This window comes from Blastococcus sp. SYSU DS0510 (genome assembly GCF_054050835.1).
Genome location: NZ_JBJHAC010000003.1, coordinates 166,928 through 184,138 on the forward strand (window position 1 = coordinate 166,928; position 17,211 = coordinate 184,138).

The following is a 17,211-nucleotide window of genomic DNA, read 5'->3' on the forward strand; positions in this document are numbered from 1 at the left end:
GTCAGCGCCTCCGCTTCGGTGCTCGGCCCCGGGTGGTCCGGGAGGGCCCGTCGGACCCCTCGCCGGCCGGGGGTGGGGTGGCGGGGCTCTGGTCGCCGGTGCCCGGCTCGGCGCCCGCGGGCGTCTCCGTGCCCGAGCGGCCGTCGGGCAGCCGGCGACCGGCGGGTTCGGGGGCGTCGGGGTGCGAACCGGCGGCGCCGGCCTTCTCCGCCGGGGTGTCCGCGGCGGCGACGCGCGCGTCCGCCGCCTCCTGCCCGGGGGTCTCGCCGGTGCTCCCCGACGGCCGGACCGTCTCGCGCGGCTCGCCCGCGTCGGACGGGTGGGGCTCCGGCCCGCGCATCGGCGGGGCCTGCTCACCCCGCTCGGCGGCGAGGTGCAGCCCCCGCAGGGTCGGACCGTAGTCACCGGGCGCGTCGACGGCGGCGGCCGCGGCCGCGTCGTCCGGGTGCTGGGAGAACCCGGCGAGCTGGCGGGAGACGCCCCGGAAGTCGGTGAGCGGGGCGCCGCGGGTGGGCAGCGGCTTCTCGCCCCGGCGCAGCGCCGCCACCAGCGCGCGGGCGCTCTCGACGTCCTGCTGGTCGTAGAACTCGTAGTCGACGGTGACCACGGGCGCGTAGTCGCAGGCGGCGAGGCACTCGGCGTGCTCGAGGGTGATGGACCCGTCGGCGGTGGTCTCGTCGTGGTGCACGCCGAGGTCGGCCGAGAGGGCGTCCATGATCCGCTGCCCGCCGAGGACGGCGCAGAGCGTGTTGGTGCAGACGCTGACCAGGTGCCGGCCGGTGGGGCGGCGCTTGTACATCGTGTAGAAGGTCGCGACCGCACCGATCTCGGCCTTGGTCAGGCCCAGCTCCTCGGCGCAGAGCGCGACGCCCTCGGGGGTGACGTAGCCCTGGTAGCTCTGCACCAGGTGCAGCATCGGCAGCAGCGCCGAGCGCGGCTGCGGGTAGCGGGTGATGATCTCCCGCGCCTCGAGCCGCGCCTGCTCGGGCAGCGGCGGCACCTCGGCCAGGGAGCCGACGTCGACCGGGCTGGAGTCCAGCCCGGTGACCGCCGTCCCCTCCGGGCTGCCTGGCAGTGCACTCATCGGTCCACTCCCCCCATCACCGGGTCGATCGATGCGATCGCGGCGATGACGTCGGCGATCATGCCGCCCTCGCTCATCGCCGCGGTGGCCTGGAGGTTCACGAAGCTGGGGTCGCGCACGTGGACGCGCCACGGGCGGGTGCTCCCGTCGCTGACGACGTGGTAGCCGAGCTCGCCGCGGGGCGACTCGATCGGCACGTACACCTGGCCGGCCGGCACCCGGAAACCCTCGGTGACCAGCTTGAAGTGGTGGATCAGGGCCTCCATGGACTGGCCCATGATGTGCGCGACGTGCTCGTGGGAGTTGCCCATGCCGTCGGGCCCGAGGGAGAGCTGCGCCGGCCAGGCGATCTTGCGGTCCTCGACCATCACGGGGCCGGGCTCGAGCCGGTCCAGCGCCTGCTCGATGAGCTTGAGCGACTCGTTCACCTCGGACATGCGCACGAGGTAGCGGCCCCAGGCGTCGCAGGTGTCGGCCGTGGGGACCTCGAAGTCGTAGGTCTCGTAGCCGAGGTAGGGCTCGACCTTGCGCAGGTCCCAGGGCAGGCCGGTGGCGCGCAGGATCGGCCCGGTGACGCCGAGCGCCACGCAGCCGGTGAGGTCGAGGTAGCCGGCGTCCTTGAGCCGGGCCTGCCAGATCGGCTGGCCGGTGAGCAGCCGGTGGAAGTCGGTCACCCGCTTCGGCATCACCTGGAGGAACTCGCGGATGTGCTCGACCGCCCCCTCGGGCAGGTCCTGCGCCAGGCCGCCGGGGCGGATGTAGGCGTGGTTCATCCGCAGGCCGGTGATCTCCTCGAGCAGGTCGAGGACCATCTCCCGCTCGCGGAAGCCGTTGGTCATACCGGTGAGGGCGCCCATCTCCATGCCGAAGGTGGCCAGGGCGACCAGGTGCGAGGCGATCCGGTTGAGCTCCATGACGAGCAGGCGGATGGTCTGGGCGCGCTGCGGCACCTCGACGCCGAGCAGCTTCTCGACGGCCATGCAGTAGCCGGCCTCGTTGAACAGCGGCGCGAGGTAGTCCATGCGGGTCACGAAGGTCGTGCCCTGCACCCAGTTGCGGTACTCGGTGTTCTTCTCGATGCCGGTGTGCAGGTAGCCGATGACCACCCGCGCCTTCGTGACCGTCTCGCCCTCGAGGTCGAGGACCAGCCGCAGGACGCCGTGCGTGGACGGGTGCTGCGGGCCCATGTTGACGACGAGGCGCTCCTCGCCGTGCGGATCGGCCCCGAGGGTGACGTCCCAGTCCCCGCCGGTGACGGTGTAGACCCGGCCTTCGGTGGTCTCCCGCGAACCCGCGTACGGGTCGGCGGGGTCGTAGGTCGTGCTCATCGCTGCCCCTCCTCGACGCCGGTCACCGGTAGGCCCGCCGCGTGTCCGGCGGCGGGATCACCGCGTCGTGGTACTCCACCGGGATCCCGCCGAGCGGGTAGTCCTTGCGCTGCGGGAACCCGTCCCAGTCGTCGGGCATGAGGATCCGGGTCAGCGCCGGGTGGCCGTCGAAGACGACGCCGAACATGTCGTAGGTCTCCCGCTCGTGCCAGTCCGCCGTCGGGTAGACGCCCGTGACCGAGGGGACGTGCGGGTCCTCCGCGGTCACCGCCACCTCCAGCCGGATGCGGCGCCGGTAGGTCATCGAGGTCAGGTGGTAGACGACGTGCAGCCGCGGCCGGCCCGGTGCGACCGCCGGGCCGCCGCTGTCGAGGTAGTCGACGCCGGAGACGCTGCTGCAGAGCTCGAAGCGCAGCGCCTCGTCGTCGCGGAGCGCCCGCACGAGGGTGAGCAGGTGCTCCCGGCCGACGAAGTAGGTGATCTCGCCGCGGTCGACGAGCACCCGGTGGACCGCGGCGGCGTAGGTGCCCTCGCCGACGGCCTCGATCAGCGCGTCGGTGACCTCGTCGAACCAGCCGCCGTAGGGGCGGTCGGTGGAGTGCAGCGCCACCGCCCCGCCGGGCTCCACGCGGACCAGCCCGCCGAACCCCGAGGTGTCCCCGCTGCCGGCGACCCCGAACGCGCCCGTGCGGAACCCGCCGGAGGGGGCCGTGGCGTCGTCGTACCCGGCCTCCTCGCGGCCCGGGACGACCTCGCCGCCGTCGTTGCTCATCGCCGGTCCCCCGCGCCCGGGAGCAGCACCGCGTTGCCGTCCCGGCGCTCGATCAGGAACTGCCCGGTGCGCCCCTCGGCGGCCGCCGCCTCGTACGCGCGGCGGGCCTCCTTGTCCACGCGCACGGTCGACGGCATCTCGACGTGCAGGTCCTTCGCGGTCCCGTCCGCCTGCGCCCGCTCCAGCTGGCGGGCGCGCTTGGCGCCCAGAGGCTCGTGCTGGATCTTGTGGTGCAACTTCAGGATCGCGTCCATGAGCATCTCCGGCCGCGGCGGGCAGCCGGGCAGGTACATGTCCACGGGGACGACGTGGTCGACGCCCTGGACGATCGCGTAGTTGTTGAACATGCCGCCCGAGCTCGCGCAGACGCCCATGGCGAGCACCCAGCGGGGCTCGGGCATCTGGTCGTAGATCTGGCGCAGGACCGGGGCCATCTTCTGGCTCACCCGCCCCGCGACGATCATCAGGTCGGCCTGCCGCGGCGAGGCGCGGAAGACCTCCATGCCGAAGCGGGCCAGGTCGTAGCGGCCGGCCCCCGACGCCATCATCTCGATCGCGCAGCAGGCCAGCCCGAACGTCGCCGGCCACAGCGACGACTTGCGCGTCCAGTTCACCAGCTTCTCCACGCTGGTCAGCAGGACGCCGCTGGGCAGCTTCTCCTCGAGTCCCATCAGATGTCCCCTAGTCCCACTCGAGCCCGCCACGCCGCCACTCGTAGGCGAAGGCGAGGAAGACGGTGCCGATGAACAGGACCATCGCGACCAGCCCCCAGACGCCGAGGGCGTCGTTGGCGACGGCCCAGGGGTAGAGGAAGACGATCTCGATGTCGAAGACGATGAACAACATCGCCGTCAGGTAGTACTTCACCGGGAACCGGCCACCGGTGAGCGGCTGGTCGACCGGCTCGATGCCGCACTCGTAGGCCGCGAGCTTGGCGCGGTTGTGGCGCCGGGGCCCCACGAACGGGGCGACGGCCACCGAGAACAGCGCGAACGCCGCAGCGAGCGCGAAGAGCCCGACGATCGGGACGTATGTCGACAGCATCAGCGGCACCCTAGGGTGATGGAGGTCACGTACGGGTCACGATCCGACCACGGAGCGTCCGTGTCGGGGTGGCGGGTCGTCACGGCAGCCACTCAGGTCGCCGGGGTCAGTCGGAGGAGCACGGCGAGCGCCCGGTCGACGACGTCCCCGTCGCGGCCGTCGCTGAGGTTGCCCATCACCCGCAGCATGGCGTCCGTGATCGCCGGACGGCGCAGGCCGCGGGCCATGGCCAGGCGGACCACCGCCGGGCGGGCCAGCAGCGCGAGGAAGCCCAGCCCCAACCGGTGGTGGCGGCCGAGCTCGGCGCGCAGCCGGTCGGGGTAGCGCTGCAGCACCGCCTCGCGCGCCGCGCCGGCCGGGCCCGCGAGCGCGGCCACCACGGTCTCCGCGGCCATCCGGCCGCTCTCGAGGGCGGCGCTGATCCCCTCGCCGTTGCAGGGGTTCACCGTGCCGGCGGCGTCCCCGGCCAGCAGCAGCCCACGGGTGTAGGCCGGGCCGCGGGAGAGCGCCATCGGGAGGCCGGCGCCCCGCAGCGGGCCGACGGCGTCGTCCTCGCCCAGGCCATCCTCGGCGGGGAAGAGATCCAGCCACCGGCGGAGGACCGAGCGGCGGTCCGCCCCGGTGCCGCGCCGGGTGTCGAGCAGGCCGTAGCCGACGTTCGCCGTCCCGTCGCCCATGCCGAAGATCCAGCCGTAGCCGGGCAGGGTCTCGCGCGACGGGCCGTCGGCGGTGAGGTCGAAGGCGATGTCGAGGTAGTCGTCGTCGCTGCGCCGGCTGCGCACGTACCCCCGCAGGGCGACCCCCAGCGGGCGGTCGGTGCGGCGCACCAGGCCCAGCCCCTTGGCCAGCCGGCCCGACAGCCCCTCCGCGGAGACGACCAGCGGCGCCCGCCAGGTGACCGGCTCGCGGTCGCCGCCCGCCTCCCCGCGGACCCCGACCACCCGGCCGTCGTCGTCGAGCAGCGGTTCGGTGACGGTGGTGCCGGTGACCAGGCGGGCGCCGGCCGAGCGTGCCTGGTCGGCCAGCAGCGCGTCGAGCTCGCGGCGGGTGCGCACGAGGCCGTGGTCGGGCCAGGAGTCCAGCCGTGGCCAGTCGACCTCGGCGACCCGCCCGCCGCCGTGCACGCGGAGCCCGCGGCGGCGCACCCAACCGGGCCCGGCGGTGTCGACGTCCATGTCGTGCAGCGCCTTCACCCCGCGCGGCGTCAGCCCGTCGCCGCAGACCTTCTCCCGGGGGAACTCGGCCTTCTCCAGGAGCGCGACCTCCAGCCCGGTGCGGGCCAGGTGCCAGGCCGCACTGGAGCCGGCCGGCCCGGCACCGACGACCACGACGTCGGCAGCGTGCGCCGCTGCGGTCCGCGCCATGTCGCCCCTCCGGTCCGTCGTCGACCCCGATGCACCTTGTGAAAGACTTCACAAAGTCGTCGGTCCCGAGTCTAGGCCGCGGTGTGATCTAGCCGACAGTCCCCCCTCGGCGCAGGGCCCTGAGCACCTCGTCGTCGGAGGTCTCGGAGAAGTCGTCGTAGGCCTGCCCGACCGATCGGAAGCCCGTCGGCGCCTCCGGGCACACCAGGTCGTCGACGTCGGCGGCCAGCTGGGCGAGGGCAGCGGGCGGCCCCACGGGGACGGCGACGGCGAGGCGGGCGGGGCCGTTCGCCCGCACGGCGGTGACCGCGACACGCATGCTCGCGCCCGTGGCGAGGCCGTCGTCGACCAGCAGGACGTGTCGGCCGGCCACGACGGGGGCCGGCCGGTCGCCGCGGTACGCCTCGGTCCGGCGGCGCAGCTCGGCGAGCTCGCGGTCGCGGACGGCGGCCACCGCCTCCGGGTCGGGTGCGAAGCGATCCCGGACCGCGGGTACCCACACGGTCTCCACGCGGTCGCCGATCGCGGCGAGCGCACCCATCGCCAGCTCCGGCTGCCCGGGTGCGCCGAGCTTGCGGACGACGAGGACGTCGAGCTCCGCGCCGAACGCGCCGGCCACCTCAGCGGCGACGGGGACACCTCCGCGGGGCAGCCCGAGCACCAGGGCGCCGGCGCCCACCCGCCCGGTGAGCGCGCCCGCCAGCACCCGCCCGGCGTCGCGGCGGTCGGCGTAGCGGGCGCGCTGCACGGCGGTCCTAGACCACGGGGACCGGGTCCGGTCCCGGGGTCGGCGGGTTGCCCGGCTGGTCGGGGTCGGGCTTCGGGATCGGGTCGGGGAGCGGCTCCACCGGGTCCGTGGGCGCGGGGTCGGGATCCTGGGGCTGCGGCGTGGTGGGACTGGTCATGGTCCGACGCTAGGACACTTCCGCCGACCGCCCCACCCCGCGCGCGGACCCACGGCGGCGCATCACGTGCCGCGCACCCGCAACGGAGGCGCCACCACGCAGAACTGGACACCTCTCGCCGGAGGCCCTCAGAAGGGCGGCGGATCGACCGTCGGCACCCCTGCCCGGCGCGGCGCGGGCAGCGCAGGTTGTGCCGTCAGGTCGCGCAGACCCGGCGGCCGGGTCGCCCGGGTGATCCCGCTGGGCGTCGTCACCCGCAGCGTGCCGCCGGGCAGCAACTCGAAGCGCCAGCCGCGGGCGAAGGTCTTCAGCCGGTGGTGCGTACGGCACAGGCAGCAGAGGTTCTCGCAGGAGGTGCGACCGCCGCAGTCGTAGGGCACCACGTGGTCGGCGTCGGTGCGCGCGGCCGGTCGGCCGCACCCGGGGTGCCGGCAGGTGCGGTCGCGAAGCCGGAGGAACCGTTCCTGGGCCGCGGAGGGGTCGTGCCCGGCCACCGCCGCCGGGCGCCCCACCAGCGGGCAGCCGCAGTCGGCAGCCGCGCCGTGCGTGGTGCAGCCGCGGATGGCGAGCCGGCGCAGCTCGGTGGCGGTCGCGGCGGCGAGGAGGGCGCCGTCGTCGCCGGTGATCGCCACCGCCAGGCTGCCCGCCGGTGGGGCCTGGACCCCCAGCGCGCCGAGGCGCGCCATGAGCTCCCGGAGGTGGGCGGCGGTGATCGGGGTGCCGTCCACGCTCGGCCCCGTCTCGCCGCCGATGCCGTCCGCACGCCCGGCCGATGCACCGGTGCCACCCGACCGGGCCAGCGCCGCCAGCGGGGCAACCACCGTGACGTGCCCGGTCATCGCCGGGCGGGAGGTGTCCCACGGCCGCAGGACCAGGGCGGCGTGCGCCTCGGCCCGGAGGACCCCGATCGGCCGGTCGTCGCCCCCGGTGCGGGCCAGCTGGGCGGCCTGGTCGATCGCCGACCACATCGCCGCCGCCACCGGCGAGGGCAGCTCGGTGGTCAGGGCGGAGAGCCCGTCGCCGGTCGCGTGCACCCGGACCCCGGCCCGCGCCTCGGCCTCGACGCGCCGCCGTTCCGCGAACTCCTCGTCCGCGGCGATCCCGGCGGCCACCAACCGGGCGCGCAACCGGCCGGACGACAGCCCCGACGCTCCGGGGAGCAGGCCGGGGACCACGGCCGCGATCACCTCGTCCGAGGCATGGCCGAGCACGCCGGCGAAGACCCGGGCGCGGAACCAGTCCAGCTCGCCGGCCGCGCAGGCCGCCCAGACCGCGGGCATGCGCTCCACCAGCACGTAGGCGTCGGAGAGCACGCCGGTGGCGAACGGGCGGGAGCAGTTGAGCACCGCCGCCAGCTCGTCGGGCAGGAACTCGCTCGTCCCCGGGACCGGCGACCCCGGCCCGCGACGGCGCGCCCCGGGATGCCCCGGAGGTGGGTCGTCGGTGTCGGGCCGGTCGGCGGCCAGCCCCATCACCAGCTCGGCCTCGTAGGCAGCGTCCATGGCACGGCGCGCCTGCAGCCGCCGCAGCTCAGCCGCCTTCTCGGCGGCGGACAGCACCCCCACCGGCAACCGCGAGACCGTCGGCGGCAGCTCGAGCAACCAACCGACGAGCGCACCCTCGACGGGGGTCCGGCGCAGCTCGGCGGTGGTCATGGATCGAACATACGTGCGAGGTACGACAGTTCCGGGTCGTCCCGGGAGACACCCGGTGGCGTCAGCCCGCCGACCAGTACGCCAGGTGGGCGCGGTACAGCCAGCCGTCGACCCACACCCGATCCGGCTCGGCCGGCACCGCCGGGCTGTCCTGCAGGTCGACCAGCCGCGCCTCGACGTCGGCCAGCTCGGCGCGGACCTCGGCGAGCGGGACCTCGCCTTGACGGACCGCCCGGAGCCGGGAGCGCGCCGGCTCGGGCACGGGCAGAGAGATCCGCCCGGTGGTCAGCAGCTCCACACCCTGGCAGCCCAGCCGCAGGGCGTGCATCGCGTACTTGGTGTCGTAGCCGTGCTCCAGCACGAGCTCAGGGCGGTTGGTGTGCGCCCCCACCTCGCCGGTCATCGCCGCCGCCTGCGCCCGGAGGTAGCCCAGGAACCGTTCCCCCGCCCGGCGGGACACGAACCGGTCGGCGTTGTCGGTCAGCTCGACACCCACCTCGTCGCGGTGCACGACCTCCTCGTCGGGCACGAACAGCAGGAGCAGGACCGACGGATTGCCCTCCAGGGCCAGCCGCGCCCACTTGCGCGCCGAGTAGACGACGACGTCGAGGTCACCGGCGCCAGACCTGTTCGCCAGGCCGCCGGGCCGGTCCCAGGCGGTGTGCCGGTGGTACTGCTCGAAGTCGACCCACGCCCGGGAGCCGACGCCCGCGGGAACCTTGGCCAGTCCGGTGACGAACGGCGCCGGCTCCAGGCACAGGCCCATCTCGTCGCGGTCGTCCTGCCCGGTGATCGAGGTGCCGTGGACCCCTGACCCGACCTGGGCGCGCAGCACCGTGCCCTCCTCGGCGATCCGCCGCGCCTCCTCCGACGCGTGCGGGTGGGCGTAGCCGGGAGGCAGCGACCGGTCGCCGAGGATCACCCGCGCCCCGCGGCTCACCGCTTGCGGCCCCGGTGCAGGGCGACGATCCCACCGGTCAGGTTGTGCCAGGCGACGTCCGCCCAGCCGGCCTCCTGCAGGCGGGCGGCGAGCGCCGGCTGGTCGGGCCAGGCGCGGATCGACTCCGCCAGGTAGACGTAGGCCTCGGGGTTGCTGCTCACCGCGCGGGCGATCCGCGGCAGCGCCTTCATCAGGTACTCGGTGTAGACGGTGCGGAACGGCGCCCAAGTAGGGCTGGAGAACTCGCAGACCACCAGCGTGCCGCCCGGCCGCGTCACGCGGGAGAACTCGCGGAGCGCCGCGTCGGGGTCGGCGACGTTGCGCAGCCCGAAGGAGATGACCACGCCGTCGACGCTCTCGTCAGCCAGCGGCAGCGCCATCGCGTCACCGGCCACCTTCGGCACCGGACGGGCGGCGCCGGCGCGCAGCATGCCCTGGGAGAAGTCGCAGGCGATCGCGTGCACGCCGCCGGCCGCGAGCTCCACCGTCGAGACCGCCGTGCCCGCCGCGACGTCCAGCACCGTCTGCCCCGGGCGGGCGCCCAGCGCGTCGCGGGTGGCCCGCCGCCAGGAGGCGTCCAGGCCCCCGGAGAGCACCGTGTTCGTGATGTCGTAGCGCTCGGCGACCCGGTCGAACATCGCCGCGACCTCGGCCGGCCGCTTGTCCAGGCCGGCCCTCACGCCGGCGGTGTGCGGGTTGTCTCGCCGGTCTGCCACGGCGTCGACGCTACAAGGCTGCCTAGTCTGGGTTCGTGACCGCGGCCGCCCTGACCTCCCCGGCAGCGGCCGCGCGCACCGTCAGCACGGTCCGCGCGGACGACGCGGGCGAGCTGCTCGACCTGCTCCCGGCCGGCGGCGGGCTGTCCTGGGTGCGCCGCGGCGAGGGCCTCGTGGGCTGGGGCGAGGCCGCCCGGCTCGAGGTGTCCGGGCGCGGCGCGCTGGCCGAGGCCGCGGACTGGTGGGAGGAGTACTCGGCCGGGCTCGAGGTCAGCGACGACCTCGGCGTCCCCGGCTCCGGCCCGGTGCTCTTCGGCAGCATCGCCTTCGACCCGGTGGCCGGGACGTCGGTCTTCGTCGTCCCCGAGGTGGTGGTGGGGCGGCGCCACGGCGTCGGGTGGGTCACCGCGATCGGCACCGCGCCGGAGCTGCCGGCGCCCGTCCCGGACGGCACCGGACCCGCCCCCCGCCTGCGCTACGCCGACGGGGCGCTGGACCCCGCGAGCTGGTGCGCCGCCGTCGCCGAGGCGGTGGAGCGGATCGCCGCCGGCGACCTGGCCAAGGTGGTGCTGGCCCGGGACCTGCTGGTCTCCGCCGAGCCCGCCCTGGACGCACGGCGGCTGCTGCACCGGCTGGCCGGGCGCTTCCCCGGCTGCTGGACCTTCGCCGTCGACGGGCTGCTCGGCGCCACCCCCGAGCTGCTGCTGCGACGCAGCGGGCAGCGGCTCTCCTCCCGCGTGCTGGCCGGCACCGCCCCGCGGGGGGCGGGCGCGGAGGACGAGCGGCTGGCCGCGGCGCTCCTCGGGTCGGCGAAGGACCGCGCCGAGCACGCGCTCGCCGTCGACTCGCTGGTGCGGGCCCTGGAGCCCTACTGCAGCGAGCTCACCGCGCCGGAGGAGCCCGAGCTCCTCACCCTCGCCAACGTGCGCCACCTCGCCACCGACGTCGTCGGCACCCAGCGCGCCCCGGCCGGCCTGCTCGAGCTGGTGGGCGCGGTGCACCCCACGGCCGCCGTGTGCGGCACCCCCACCGCCGACGCCGCCGCACTGATCGCTGAGCTGGAGGGCATGGACCGCGGCCGCTACGCCGGGCCGGTCGGCTGGATCGACGCCCGGGGCGACGGCGAGTTCGGCCTCGCCCTGCGCTGCGCGGAGCTGACCGGTGACGGCGGGGCGCGCCTGTTCGCCGGGTGCGGCATCGTGGCCGGCTCCGATCCGGCCGCCGAGCTGGCCGAGACGCAGTCGAAGTTCGCTGCCTTCCAGGCCGCACTCGAGAGCTGAGGGCTACTCGCCCAGCGCCCGGGCGGCGGCGGCACGGAGGTCGGTCGCCAACTGCGCCTCGGCGCGCTGGTCGGTGCGGACGACGACGACCTGCGGGCCGCCCAGCCCCAGCACCGCCGCCAGCTCCGCCGGGGTCGACACCCGCGCCGCCGGCCAGCCCAGCGTCTCGGCCACCGCCACCAGGTCGCGCCCGTGCGGGGTGCCGAACACCCGGCGGTAGTCCGCGGCGTGCCGGTCCTGCCCCGGTTCGAGCTGGGCGAAGATCCCGCCGCCGTCGTTGTCGGGCACCACCACGGTGAGGTCCGGCCGCGGCTCGCCCTCGCCGAGCAGCAGCCCGGTCAGGTCGTGCAGGAACGTCAGGTCGCCCATCAGCGCGAACGCCGGCCCCCCGTGGACCAGAGCGGCCCCCACGGCGGTCGAGACCGTCCCGTCGATGCCCGCGACCCCCCGGTTGGCCAGCACGCTCACGTCGGCCCGCGGAACGGCCAGCCGGTCGACGTCGCGCACCGGCGTCGAGGACCCCAGCACCAGCAGCGCGCCGGCGGGCAACGCGGCGACGACGTCGCGGGCCAGCCGCGCGGCCGTCATCCCCGGCGCCTCGTCCAGCACCGCGTCGACCGCCGCACCCACCCGCTCGGCGGCCGCGTGCCACGTGGTGGCCCACTCCGCGTCGACCGGTTCGTCGGGCTCGGCACCGGCGAACAGCCGCCGGACACCGGTGCTCGACCGCCCGGCGTCGGCCCACCGCGGGGAGGCGCTCACCGTCTCGACCGTGACGGCCGGGTCGGCCAGCAGGGCGTTGACCGGCCGGGAGAGCGTCGGGCGGCCCACCACGAGCACCCGCTCGGGCCGGTGGGCGGCCAGCCAGCTGGCCGCCCCGAGCGCCAGCACGCCCCCGCGGAGCCCGCCCGGCAGCCCCCAGAACGCGCTGCTCGGCTCGGCGACGACGGGCCACGCGGAGCCCTCCGAGATCCCGGGTGCGGCGTGCAGCGGGCCGTCGCCGGCGATCACCAGCGTGCGCGGCGGCAGGCGGTGAGCCTGCGCCGCCCAGCCCGCCGACGGCTCGGCCGCCGTCCACGGCCGCCCGCCGGGACGGCCCGCCCAGGGGCCGGCGGGCTCGGCGGGCTCGTCGTCGGGCAGCAGCGGCTCACGCAGCGCGAGGTTCAGGTGCACCGGACCGGGGTCGGCCGAGAGCGTGCCGCAGGCGATGGTGAGCGCCTTGGCGGCGAGCGAGCGCCAGTAGCGGTTCTGCGCCTCCTCACGGCCGGCCTCGGGCACGCCGACGTCGGCCGCCCAGCGCACCGCGCCGCCGTACAGCCCGGCCTGCTCGATGGTCTGGTTGGCGCCGGTCGCGCGGAGCTCCGGGGGCCGGTCGGCGGTGAGCGCCAGCAGCGGCACCCCGCCGGCGTCGGCCTCCAGCACGGCGGCGTGCAGGTGTGCGGTCGCCGTCCCCGAGGTGGTGACCACCGGCACCGGGCGGCCGGACCGCTTCGCCAGCCCGAGCGCGAGGAACGCCGCCGTCCGCTCGTCGATGCGCACGTGCAGCCGCAGCCGGCCCTCCCGCTCGGCCGCCGCGAGCGCCAGGGCGAGCGGCGCCGACCGGGAGCCGGGGGCGAGCACCGCGTTGGTGACGCCGCCGCGGAGCAGTTCGTCGACCAGCACGCGGGCGAACGCGGTGGAGGGGTTCACGCGGCGAGCACCTCGTCGATCCGGGTCAGCCACCGGGCGACCGTCGCCTCACCGGCCGTGGGGACGCGATCCGGCTCCGGCCGCACCACCGGCAGCGCGCCGTCGACCGGCAGCAGGGGGGACGACGACACGTCGCCGGTGAAGAGCGCGACGGTGGCCAGGCCGCAGGCGAACGGCAGCTCCGGCAGGGCGGCGGCCAGCGCCACCCCGGCGGCGATGCCGACGGAGGACTCCAGCGCCGAGGAGACGACGCACGGCAGGCCGTGGGCCTCCGCCACGCGCAGCGCCGCCCGCACGCCGCCCAGCGGCTGCACCTTGAGGACGACGACGTCGCCGGCCTCCCGCAGGTCGACGGCGAGCGGATCGGCCGAGCGGCGCACGCCCTCGTCGACGGCGACGCGCACGTCCACCCGCCGGCGCAGGGCGGCGAGCTCCGGGAGCGTGGCGCACGGCTGCTCGACGTACTCCAGGCCGACGGCGGCGTCGAGCTCGCGGATCCGCCGCACCGCGGTGTCGACGTCCCAGGCGGCGTTGGCGTCGACGCGGATCGCGCCTCCGGGGCCCAGGGCGTCGCGCACCGCCTCGACGCGGGCGCGGTCGTGCTCGTGCGTCTGCCCCGGCTCGGCGACCTTGACCTTGGCGGTGCGGCACCCGGAGGCGGTCACGATCGCGTGCGCCCGCTCCGCGTCGACCGCGGGCACCGTCACGTTCACCGGCACGCTGGCTCGCACGGGCGCGGGCCAGCCCTCCACGGCGGCCTCGACGGCGGCGGCCCACCAGCGGCGGCTCTCGGCGGCGTCGTAGTCCCAGAAGGGCGAGAACTCGCCCCAGCCCGCCGGGCCGCGCAGGAGCACCCCGTCACGGACGTCGATGCCCCGGAAGCGGGCCCGCAACGGCACCTCGTAGACGGCCAGCCCGGTGATCCCCGTCGGCAGCGCGGCGGCGGGGACGGCGGTCACGGTGATCAGCCTAGGAGAAGGGCGCCTTTCCCCTCCCCTCGCAGGCTCGTGGCGGGCCCCTGCAGGCAGCCGCATAGGCTCGTCCCTCGTGGCTCGGCAGCTGACCCTCGTGGCCGCGGGCGAGCTCTCCGACGACGACGTCCGCGCGGCGCTGGACGGCGGGCGCCCGCTGGCCGTGCTGCCCGCCGGCCCCCCGGCCGTGGTGGATGCCGCTCGCGCCGTGCTCCGCCCCGACGAGCCGCTGGAGGCCGGCACCGACCTCGTCGTCGTCACCTCCGGCTCCACGGGGGGCGGGCGCGGGGTGCTGCTGCCCGCCACCGCGCTGCGGGCCTCCGCGACGGCCACGCTCGACCGGCTCGGCGGCCCCGGCAGCTGGCTGCTGGCGCTGCCGGTGTCGGCGATCGCCGGGCTGCAGGTGCTCTGCCGTTCCCTGCTCGCCGGGCGCACCGCCACCCGCCTCGGCGACGGCGAGCCGCTGGCCGGCGCCCTCGCCCGCATGCCTTCCGGCGACCGCCGCTACACCGCGCTGGTCCCCACCCAGCTCCGCCGCGCGCTCGACGCGGAGCCGGACGCGCTGCGCGCCTTCGACGCGATCCTGGTGGGCGGCGCCGCCACCGATCCGGCGCTGCTCACCCGGGCCCGGGCCGAGGGCGTCGCCGTCGTCACCACCTACGGCATGACCGAGACCGCCGGCGGGTGCGTGTACGACGGCCTGCCGCTGGACGGGGTGGGCGTGCGGATCGCCGACGGCGGCGTGGAGCTGGCCGGCCCGGTCCTCGCGCTGGGCTACCGCGGCGACCCCGGGGGCACGGCGGCCGCCTTCGCCGACGGCTGGTTCCGCACCCGCGACGCGGGCACGCTGGACGGGGACGGCCGGCTCACCGTGCACGGCCGGCTGGACGACGTCGTCATCTCCGGCGGGGTCAACGTCGCGCCCGCCGCCGTGGAGGCCGCGCTGCGGGAACACCCCGCCGTCGCCGACGCCGTCGTCTTCGGCCGCCCGGACCCGGAGTGGGGGCAACGCGTCGTCGCCGCCGTCGTCCCGGCCGCCGGCGCCACCCCCGCCCTCGCCGACGTGCGCCCGTGGGTGGCCCAGCGGCTCGGCGCCGCGGCCGCGCCCCGGGAGCTGCACCTGATCGACGCGGTCCCCACCCTGCACACGGGCAAGCCCGACCGCCGCGCCGTCGCGGCCCGCACCCCGGAGGTCTGATGGCCACCCCCGCCCAGTGGCTGGCCGGCGCCCGCCCCCGCACCCTGCCGGCGGCGGTCTCGCCGGTGCTCGTCGGCACCGGGACCGCGGTCGCGCTGGACGGCTTCCGGCCGGCGCCCGCGCTGCTCGCGCTGGTCGTGGCCCTGGCCCTGCAGGTCGGCGTCAACTACGCCAACGACTACTCGGACGGGAGGCGCGGCACGGACGCCGACCGGGTCGGCCCCATGCGGCTGGTCGGCTCCGGCGCCGCCACCCCGCGGCAGGTGCTGGTCGCGGCGCTCGCCTCCTTCGCCGTCGCCGGGGTCACGGGGCTCGCCCTGGCGGCGCTCTCGAGCTGGTGGCTGGTGGCGGTGGGCGCGGTCTGCATCGCGGCGGCCTGGACCTACACCGGCGGCCCGCTGCCCTACGGGTATCGGGCCCTGGGCGAGGTCTTCGTCTTCGTCTTCTTCGGCCCGGTCGCCGTCGTCGGCACCACCTACGTGCAGACCGGCACCCTGCCCGCCCTGGCGTTCGCGGTCTCGGTGCCCGTGGGGCTGCTGATCGTGGCGATCCTGGTGGTGAACAACCTGCGCGACATCGAGGGCGACGCCCGGGTCGGCAAGCGCACGCTCGCCGTGCTGCTCGGTGACCGCGGCACGCGGCTGCTCTACGCGGCGCTGCTGGTCGTGCCGTTCCTGGTCGTCGCCGCCGTGGGCGTCGCGCGGCCGTGGGCGCTGCTCGCGCTGGCCGCCGCGCCCCTCGCGCCGGCCCCGGTGCGGACCGTGCTGGCCGGCGGCCGCGGACCGGCGCTCATCGGGGTGCTCGCCTCCACCGGTGTGCTGACCTTGGTCACCGGCGTCCTCCTGGCCGTCGGGCTGGCGCTGAGCTGAGCTACCCGGCCGCGCCGCCGCTGAGCCGGTTCCGGAGGTCCTCCTTGGCCGCGCGGCGGGCGACGCTGCGGGCCGCGAGCGCCTCGGTGAGCCGCTCGCGCGAGGGCCGGAGCAGGACGTAGGAGACCGGCATCGACAGCAGCAGGCCGAACAGCAGCCCCGGGAAGCTGCCCAGACCCGCCCACCAGAGGATGAGCACGAGCGCCGCGGCGATCGCGAACCGCCCGACGGTGTAGAGCAGCAGCCAGGGCAGCACCTTCGGGGGCGAGGCCGCGCCCCCCGCGGGGCCGACCGGCGTACCGGCCGGGGTCTGGTCCTGCTCAGCCATGACGGCCCTCCCACTTGGTCGAGAGAACGACCGTCGTCCTCGTGCGTGCGACCCCTCTGATGCGGTTCAACGCGTCGATGGCCTCCTCGAGTGCCGCGATGTCGGTCACGCGGACCTTCACCACGTAGTCCTCGCCACCCGCGACCCGCCAGCAGTCCTCGACGGCGGGCAGGGCGAGCAGCCCGTCCTGGACCCGGGTCTCGTCGACGGCGTCGCTCTCGATCAGGCTCACCAGCGCGGTCACGGGCAGCCCCACCGCCGCCGGGTCGACGACGGCGCGGTAGCCGGTGATCACCCCGGCCGCCTCCAGCTTGCCGACCCGCTCGTGCACGGCGGGCGAGGAGAGCCCCACCTGCCGGGCGAGCTCGGCGTAGCTGGCCCGCCCGTTGGCGCGCAGCAGCTCGACCAGCTGCCGGTCGACGGCGTCGATGGCGGTTCTCCGTCCTGCCCGGGGGTACCCGTGTCGGTTGTGCGGCACCGAGTATCACCGCCGACGTACGCTGGAGTCCGACGAGGGGGTGGGCCCGTGTTGTTCCTGGTGGTTCTCGTGATGGCGGTCGTGGTGGTCGCCCTGGTGGTGCGCGCCGCGGCCAACGCCGGCCCGGAGGGGAGCGCACGCCCCGCCCGCCGCCCGCAGCGGCCCCGGGGCCCGGTGAAGTTCGTGGCTCCCGACGACGACCCGGAGTTCCTCCGCGAGCTCGAGCGGCGGGCCCGCCGGGACGACGGCTCCCCCACGTAGGACCCGGCGGAGAGGTCTCCCTCTCAGGCGGCCGGTGCCGCGCCGAACAGGCGTCGCCAGCCGCGCTTCTGCGGTGTGCCCGCCGTGACGGCCGGCGGCTCCGCCGCCTGCTCGTCCGCGGCCAGGTCGCCCGGCCAGCCGAGCCCGCCTCCCCCGGGGGCGGGCTCGTCGCCCGGCCAGCCCAGGTCGCCCTGCTCGGCCACGGCCGGCGGCGCGTGGCGGTGGCCGCCGGCCGCGTCGGCCGGCCGGCCGGCGAGCGCCGCGGCGACGAGCGGGTGCGGCGACGCGCCCTCGGCGGCCTCGTGCCTACCCACGGGACGTCTCCCCAC

20 protein-coding genes are annotated in these 17,211 nt (G+C 76.4%); 4 read left to right on the forward strand and 16 right to left on the reverse strand.

All coding sequences use genetic code 11. From position 1 onward, the window contains the following. Position 1 precedes the first annotated feature (1 nt). The 11 genes from nuoE to ACI79P_RS03965 all read right to left on the reverse strand — a co-directional run bounded on the left by nuoE (position 2) and on the right by ACI79P_RS03965 (position 9,808). A complete protein-coding gene (gene nuoE / locus ACI79P_RS03915; RefSeq protein ID WP_456579714.1) occupies positions 2 to 1,084 on the reverse strand; it encodes an NADH-quinone oxidoreductase subunit NuoE in 1,083 nt (360 codons plus the stop codon). Continuing rightward, complete coding sequence (locus tag ACI79P_RS03920) at positions 1,081 to 2,412, reverse strand: NADH-quinone oxidoreductase subunit D (RefSeq protein WP_456579715.1); 1,332 nt, start codon at positions 2,410 to 2,412, stop codon at positions 1,081 to 1,083. Before ACI79P_RS03920 ends, nuoE begins: the two co-directional genes overlap by 4 nt. 22 nt (positions 2,413 to 2,434) lie before the next feature. Next, the gene (locus tag ACI79P_RS03925; protein ID WP_456579716.1) at positions 2,435 to 3,184 is read right to left on the reverse strand and encodes an NADH-quinone oxidoreductase subunit C; all 750 of its coding nucleotides are present in this window, start codon (positions 3,182 to 3,184) and stop codon (positions 2,435 to 2,437) included. Further along, on the reverse strand, positions 3,181 to 3,855 hold the full coding sequence (locus ACI79P_RS03930) for a NuoB/complex I 20 kDa subunit family protein (RefSeq protein ID WP_456579717.1): 675 nt from the start codon (positions 3,853 to 3,855) through the stop codon (positions 3,181 to 3,183). Before ACI79P_RS03930 ends, ACI79P_RS03925 begins: the two co-directional genes overlap by 4 nt. Before the next feature lie 10 nt (positions 3,856 to 3,865). Next, the gene (locus ACI79P_RS03935) at positions 3,866 to 4,228 is read right to left on the reverse strand and encodes an NADH-quinone oxidoreductase subunit A (protein WP_091931123.1); all 363 of its coding nucleotides are present in this window, start codon (positions 4,226 to 4,228) and stop codon (positions 3,866 to 3,868) included. Between the two features lie 92 nt (positions 4,229 to 4,320). Further along, the gene (locus ACI79P_RS03940; RefSeq protein WP_456579718.1) at positions 4,321 to 5,592 is read right to left on the reverse strand and encodes a geranylgeranyl reductase family protein; all 1,272 of its coding nucleotides are present in this window, start codon (positions 5,590 to 5,592) and stop codon (positions 4,321 to 4,323) included. 88 nt (positions 5,593 to 5,680) lie between these two features. Beyond that, positions 5,681 to 6,340, reverse strand: coding sequence for a phosphoribosyltransferase (locus tag ACI79P_RS03945; protein ID WP_456579719.1), 660 nt, complete (start codon positions 6,338 to 6,340; stop codon positions 5,681 to 5,683). Positions 6,341 to 6,347: 7 nt separating this feature from the next. Continuing rightward, positions 6,348 to 6,497, reverse strand: coding sequence for a hypothetical protein (locus ACI79P_RS03950; protein ID WP_456579720.1), 150 nt, complete (start codon positions 6,495 to 6,497; stop codon positions 6,348 to 6,350). A gap of 128 nt (positions 6,498 to 6,625) precedes the next feature. Beyond that, the gene (locus tag ACI79P_RS03955) at positions 6,626 to 8,152 is read right to left on the reverse strand and encodes a DUF222 domain-containing protein (protein WP_456579721.1); all 1,527 of its coding nucleotides are present in this window, start codon (positions 8,150 to 8,152) and stop codon (positions 6,626 to 6,628) included. Positions 8,153 to 8,213: 61 nt separating this feature from the next. Next, positions 8,214 to 9,092, reverse strand: coding sequence for a DNA polymerase beta superfamily protein (locus ACI79P_RS03960; RefSeq protein WP_456579722.1), 879 nt, complete (start codon positions 9,090 to 9,092; stop codon positions 8,214 to 8,216). Beyond that, entirely contained in the window at positions 9,089 to 9,808 is a 720-nt protein-coding gene (locus tag ACI79P_RS03965) for a demethylmenaquinone methyltransferase (RefSeq protein ID WP_456579723.1), read from the reverse strand. The genes ACI79P_RS03960 and ACI79P_RS03965 overlap by 4 nt, the downstream gene beginning before the upstream one ends. A 35-nt stretch (positions 9,809 to 9,843) precedes the next feature. Between ACI79P_RS03965 and ACI79P_RS03970 the strand changes: the two genes are divergently transcribed. Beyond that, positions 9,844 to 11,088, forward strand: a complete 1,245-nt coding sequence (locus ACI79P_RS03970) for an isochorismate synthase (RefSeq protein ID WP_456579724.1) — start codon at positions 9,844 to 9,846, stop codon at positions 11,086 to 11,088. A 3-nt stretch (positions 11,089 to 11,091) separates the two neighbouring features. On the opposite strand, the gene menD is transcribed toward ACI79P_RS03970, so the two are convergent. Together menD and ACI79P_RS03980 are read right to left on the reverse strand one after the other, a co-directional pair. Beyond that, a complete protein-coding gene (menD, locus tag ACI79P_RS03975; RefSeq protein WP_456579725.1) occupies positions 11,092 to 12,777 on the reverse strand; it encodes a 2-succinyl-5-enolpyruvyl-6-hydroxy-3-cyclohexene-1-carboxylic-acid synthase in 1,686 nt (561 codons plus the stop codon). Then, positions 12,774 to 13,736 (reverse strand): o-succinylbenzoate synthase, encoded by a 963-nt coding sequence (locus tag ACI79P_RS03980; RefSeq protein ID WP_456579726.1) that lies wholly within the window; start codon positions 13,734 to 13,736, stop codon positions 12,774 to 12,776. The genes menD and ACI79P_RS03980 overlap by 4 nt, the downstream gene beginning before the upstream one ends. An 88-nt stretch (positions 13,737 to 13,824) precedes the next feature. Between ACI79P_RS03980 and menE the strand changes: the two genes are divergently transcribed. Both menE and ACI79P_RS03990 read left to right on the forward strand, forming a co-directional pair. After that, positions 13,825 to 14,946: an o-succinylbenzoate--CoA ligase gene (gene menE, locus ACI79P_RS03985; RefSeq protein WP_456579727.1), complete on the forward strand. Its 1,122-nt coding sequence runs from the start codon at positions 13,825 to 13,827 to the stop codon at positions 14,944 to 14,946. Further along, positions 14,946 to 15,815, forward strand: coding sequence for a 1,4-dihydroxy-2-naphthoate polyprenyltransferase (locus ACI79P_RS03990; protein WP_456579728.1), 870 nt, complete (start codon positions 14,946 to 14,948; stop codon positions 15,813 to 15,815). Before menE ends, ACI79P_RS03990 begins: the two co-directional genes overlap by 1 nt. 1 nt (position 15,816) lies before the next feature. Here ACI79P_RS03990 and ACI79P_RS03995 read toward each other — a convergent pair whose 3' ends face one another. Both ACI79P_RS03995 and ACI79P_RS04000 read right to left on the reverse strand, forming a co-directional pair. After that, positions 15,817 to 16,143, reverse strand: coding sequence for a DUF4229 domain-containing protein (locus ACI79P_RS03995; protein ID WP_456579729.1), 327 nt, complete (start codon positions 16,141 to 16,143; stop codon positions 15,817 to 15,819). Beyond that, positions 16,136 to 16,621 (reverse strand): Lrp/AsnC family transcriptional regulator, encoded by a 486-nt coding sequence (locus ACI79P_RS04000; RefSeq protein WP_456579730.1) that lies wholly within the window; start codon positions 16,619 to 16,621, stop codon positions 16,136 to 16,138. The genes ACI79P_RS03995 and ACI79P_RS04000 overlap by 8 nt, the downstream gene beginning before the upstream one ends. A gap of 48 nt (positions 16,622 to 16,669) precedes the next feature. On the opposite strand from ACI79P_RS04000, the gene ACI79P_RS04005 reads away from it, so the two are divergent. Further along, positions 16,670 to 16,882, forward strand: coding sequence for a hypothetical protein (locus ACI79P_RS04005; RefSeq protein WP_456579731.1), 213 nt, complete (start codon positions 16,670 to 16,672; stop codon positions 16,880 to 16,882). A gap of 23 nt (positions 16,883 to 16,905) precedes the next feature. Here the strand turns inward: ACI79P_RS04005 and ACI79P_RS04010 are convergent, their stop codons facing one another. Next, a complete protein-coding gene (locus ACI79P_RS04010; protein WP_456579732.1) occupies positions 16,906 to 17,196 on the reverse strand; it encodes a hypothetical protein in 291 nt (96 codons plus the stop codon). Between the last annotated feature and the right edge of the window lie 15 nt (positions 17,197 to 17,211).

Bases quoted from the DNA above. Each gene is read 5' to 3' on its own strand.
- nuoE (WP_456579714.1), bottom strand. From the start codon at position 1,084: ATGAGTGCACTGCCAGGCAGCCCGGAGGGGACGGCGGTCACCGGGCTG.
- ACI79P_RS03920 (WP_456579715.1), bottom strand. From the start codon at position 2,412: ATGAGCACGACCTACGACCCCGCCGACCCGTACGCGGGTTCGCGGGAG.
- ACI79P_RS03925 (WP_456579716.1), bottom strand. From the start codon at position 3,184: ATGAGCAACGACGGCGGCGAGGTCGTCCCGGGCCGCGAGGAGGCCGGG.
- ACI79P_RS03930 (WP_456579717.1), bottom strand. From the start codon at position 3,855: ATGGGACTCGAGGAGAAGCTGCCCAGCGGCGTCCTGCTGACCAGCGTG.
- ACI79P_RS03935 (WP_091931123.1), bottom strand. From the start codon at position 4,228: ATGCTGTCGACATACGTCCCGATCGTCGGGCTCTTCGCGCTCGCTGCG.
- ACI79P_RS03940 (WP_456579718.1), bottom strand. From the start codon at position 5,592: ATGGCGCGGACCGCAGCGGCGCACGCTGCCGACGTCGTGGTCGTCGGT.
- ACI79P_RS03950 (WP_456579720.1), bottom strand. From the start codon at position 6,497: ATGACCAGTCCCACCACGCCGCAGCCCCAGGATCCCGACCCCGCGCCC.
- ACI79P_RS03955 (WP_456579721.1), bottom strand. From the start codon at position 8,152: ATGACCACCGCCGAGCTGCGCCGGACCCCCGTCGAGGGTGCGCTCGTC.
- ACI79P_RS03990 (WP_456579728.1), top strand. From the start codon at position 14,946: ATGGCCACCCCCGCCCAGTGGCTGGCCGGCGCCCGCCCCCGCACCCTG.
- ACI79P_RS03995 (WP_456579729.1), bottom strand. From the start codon at position 16,143: ATGGCTGAGCAGGACCAGACCCCGGCCGGTACGCCGGTCGGCCCCGCG.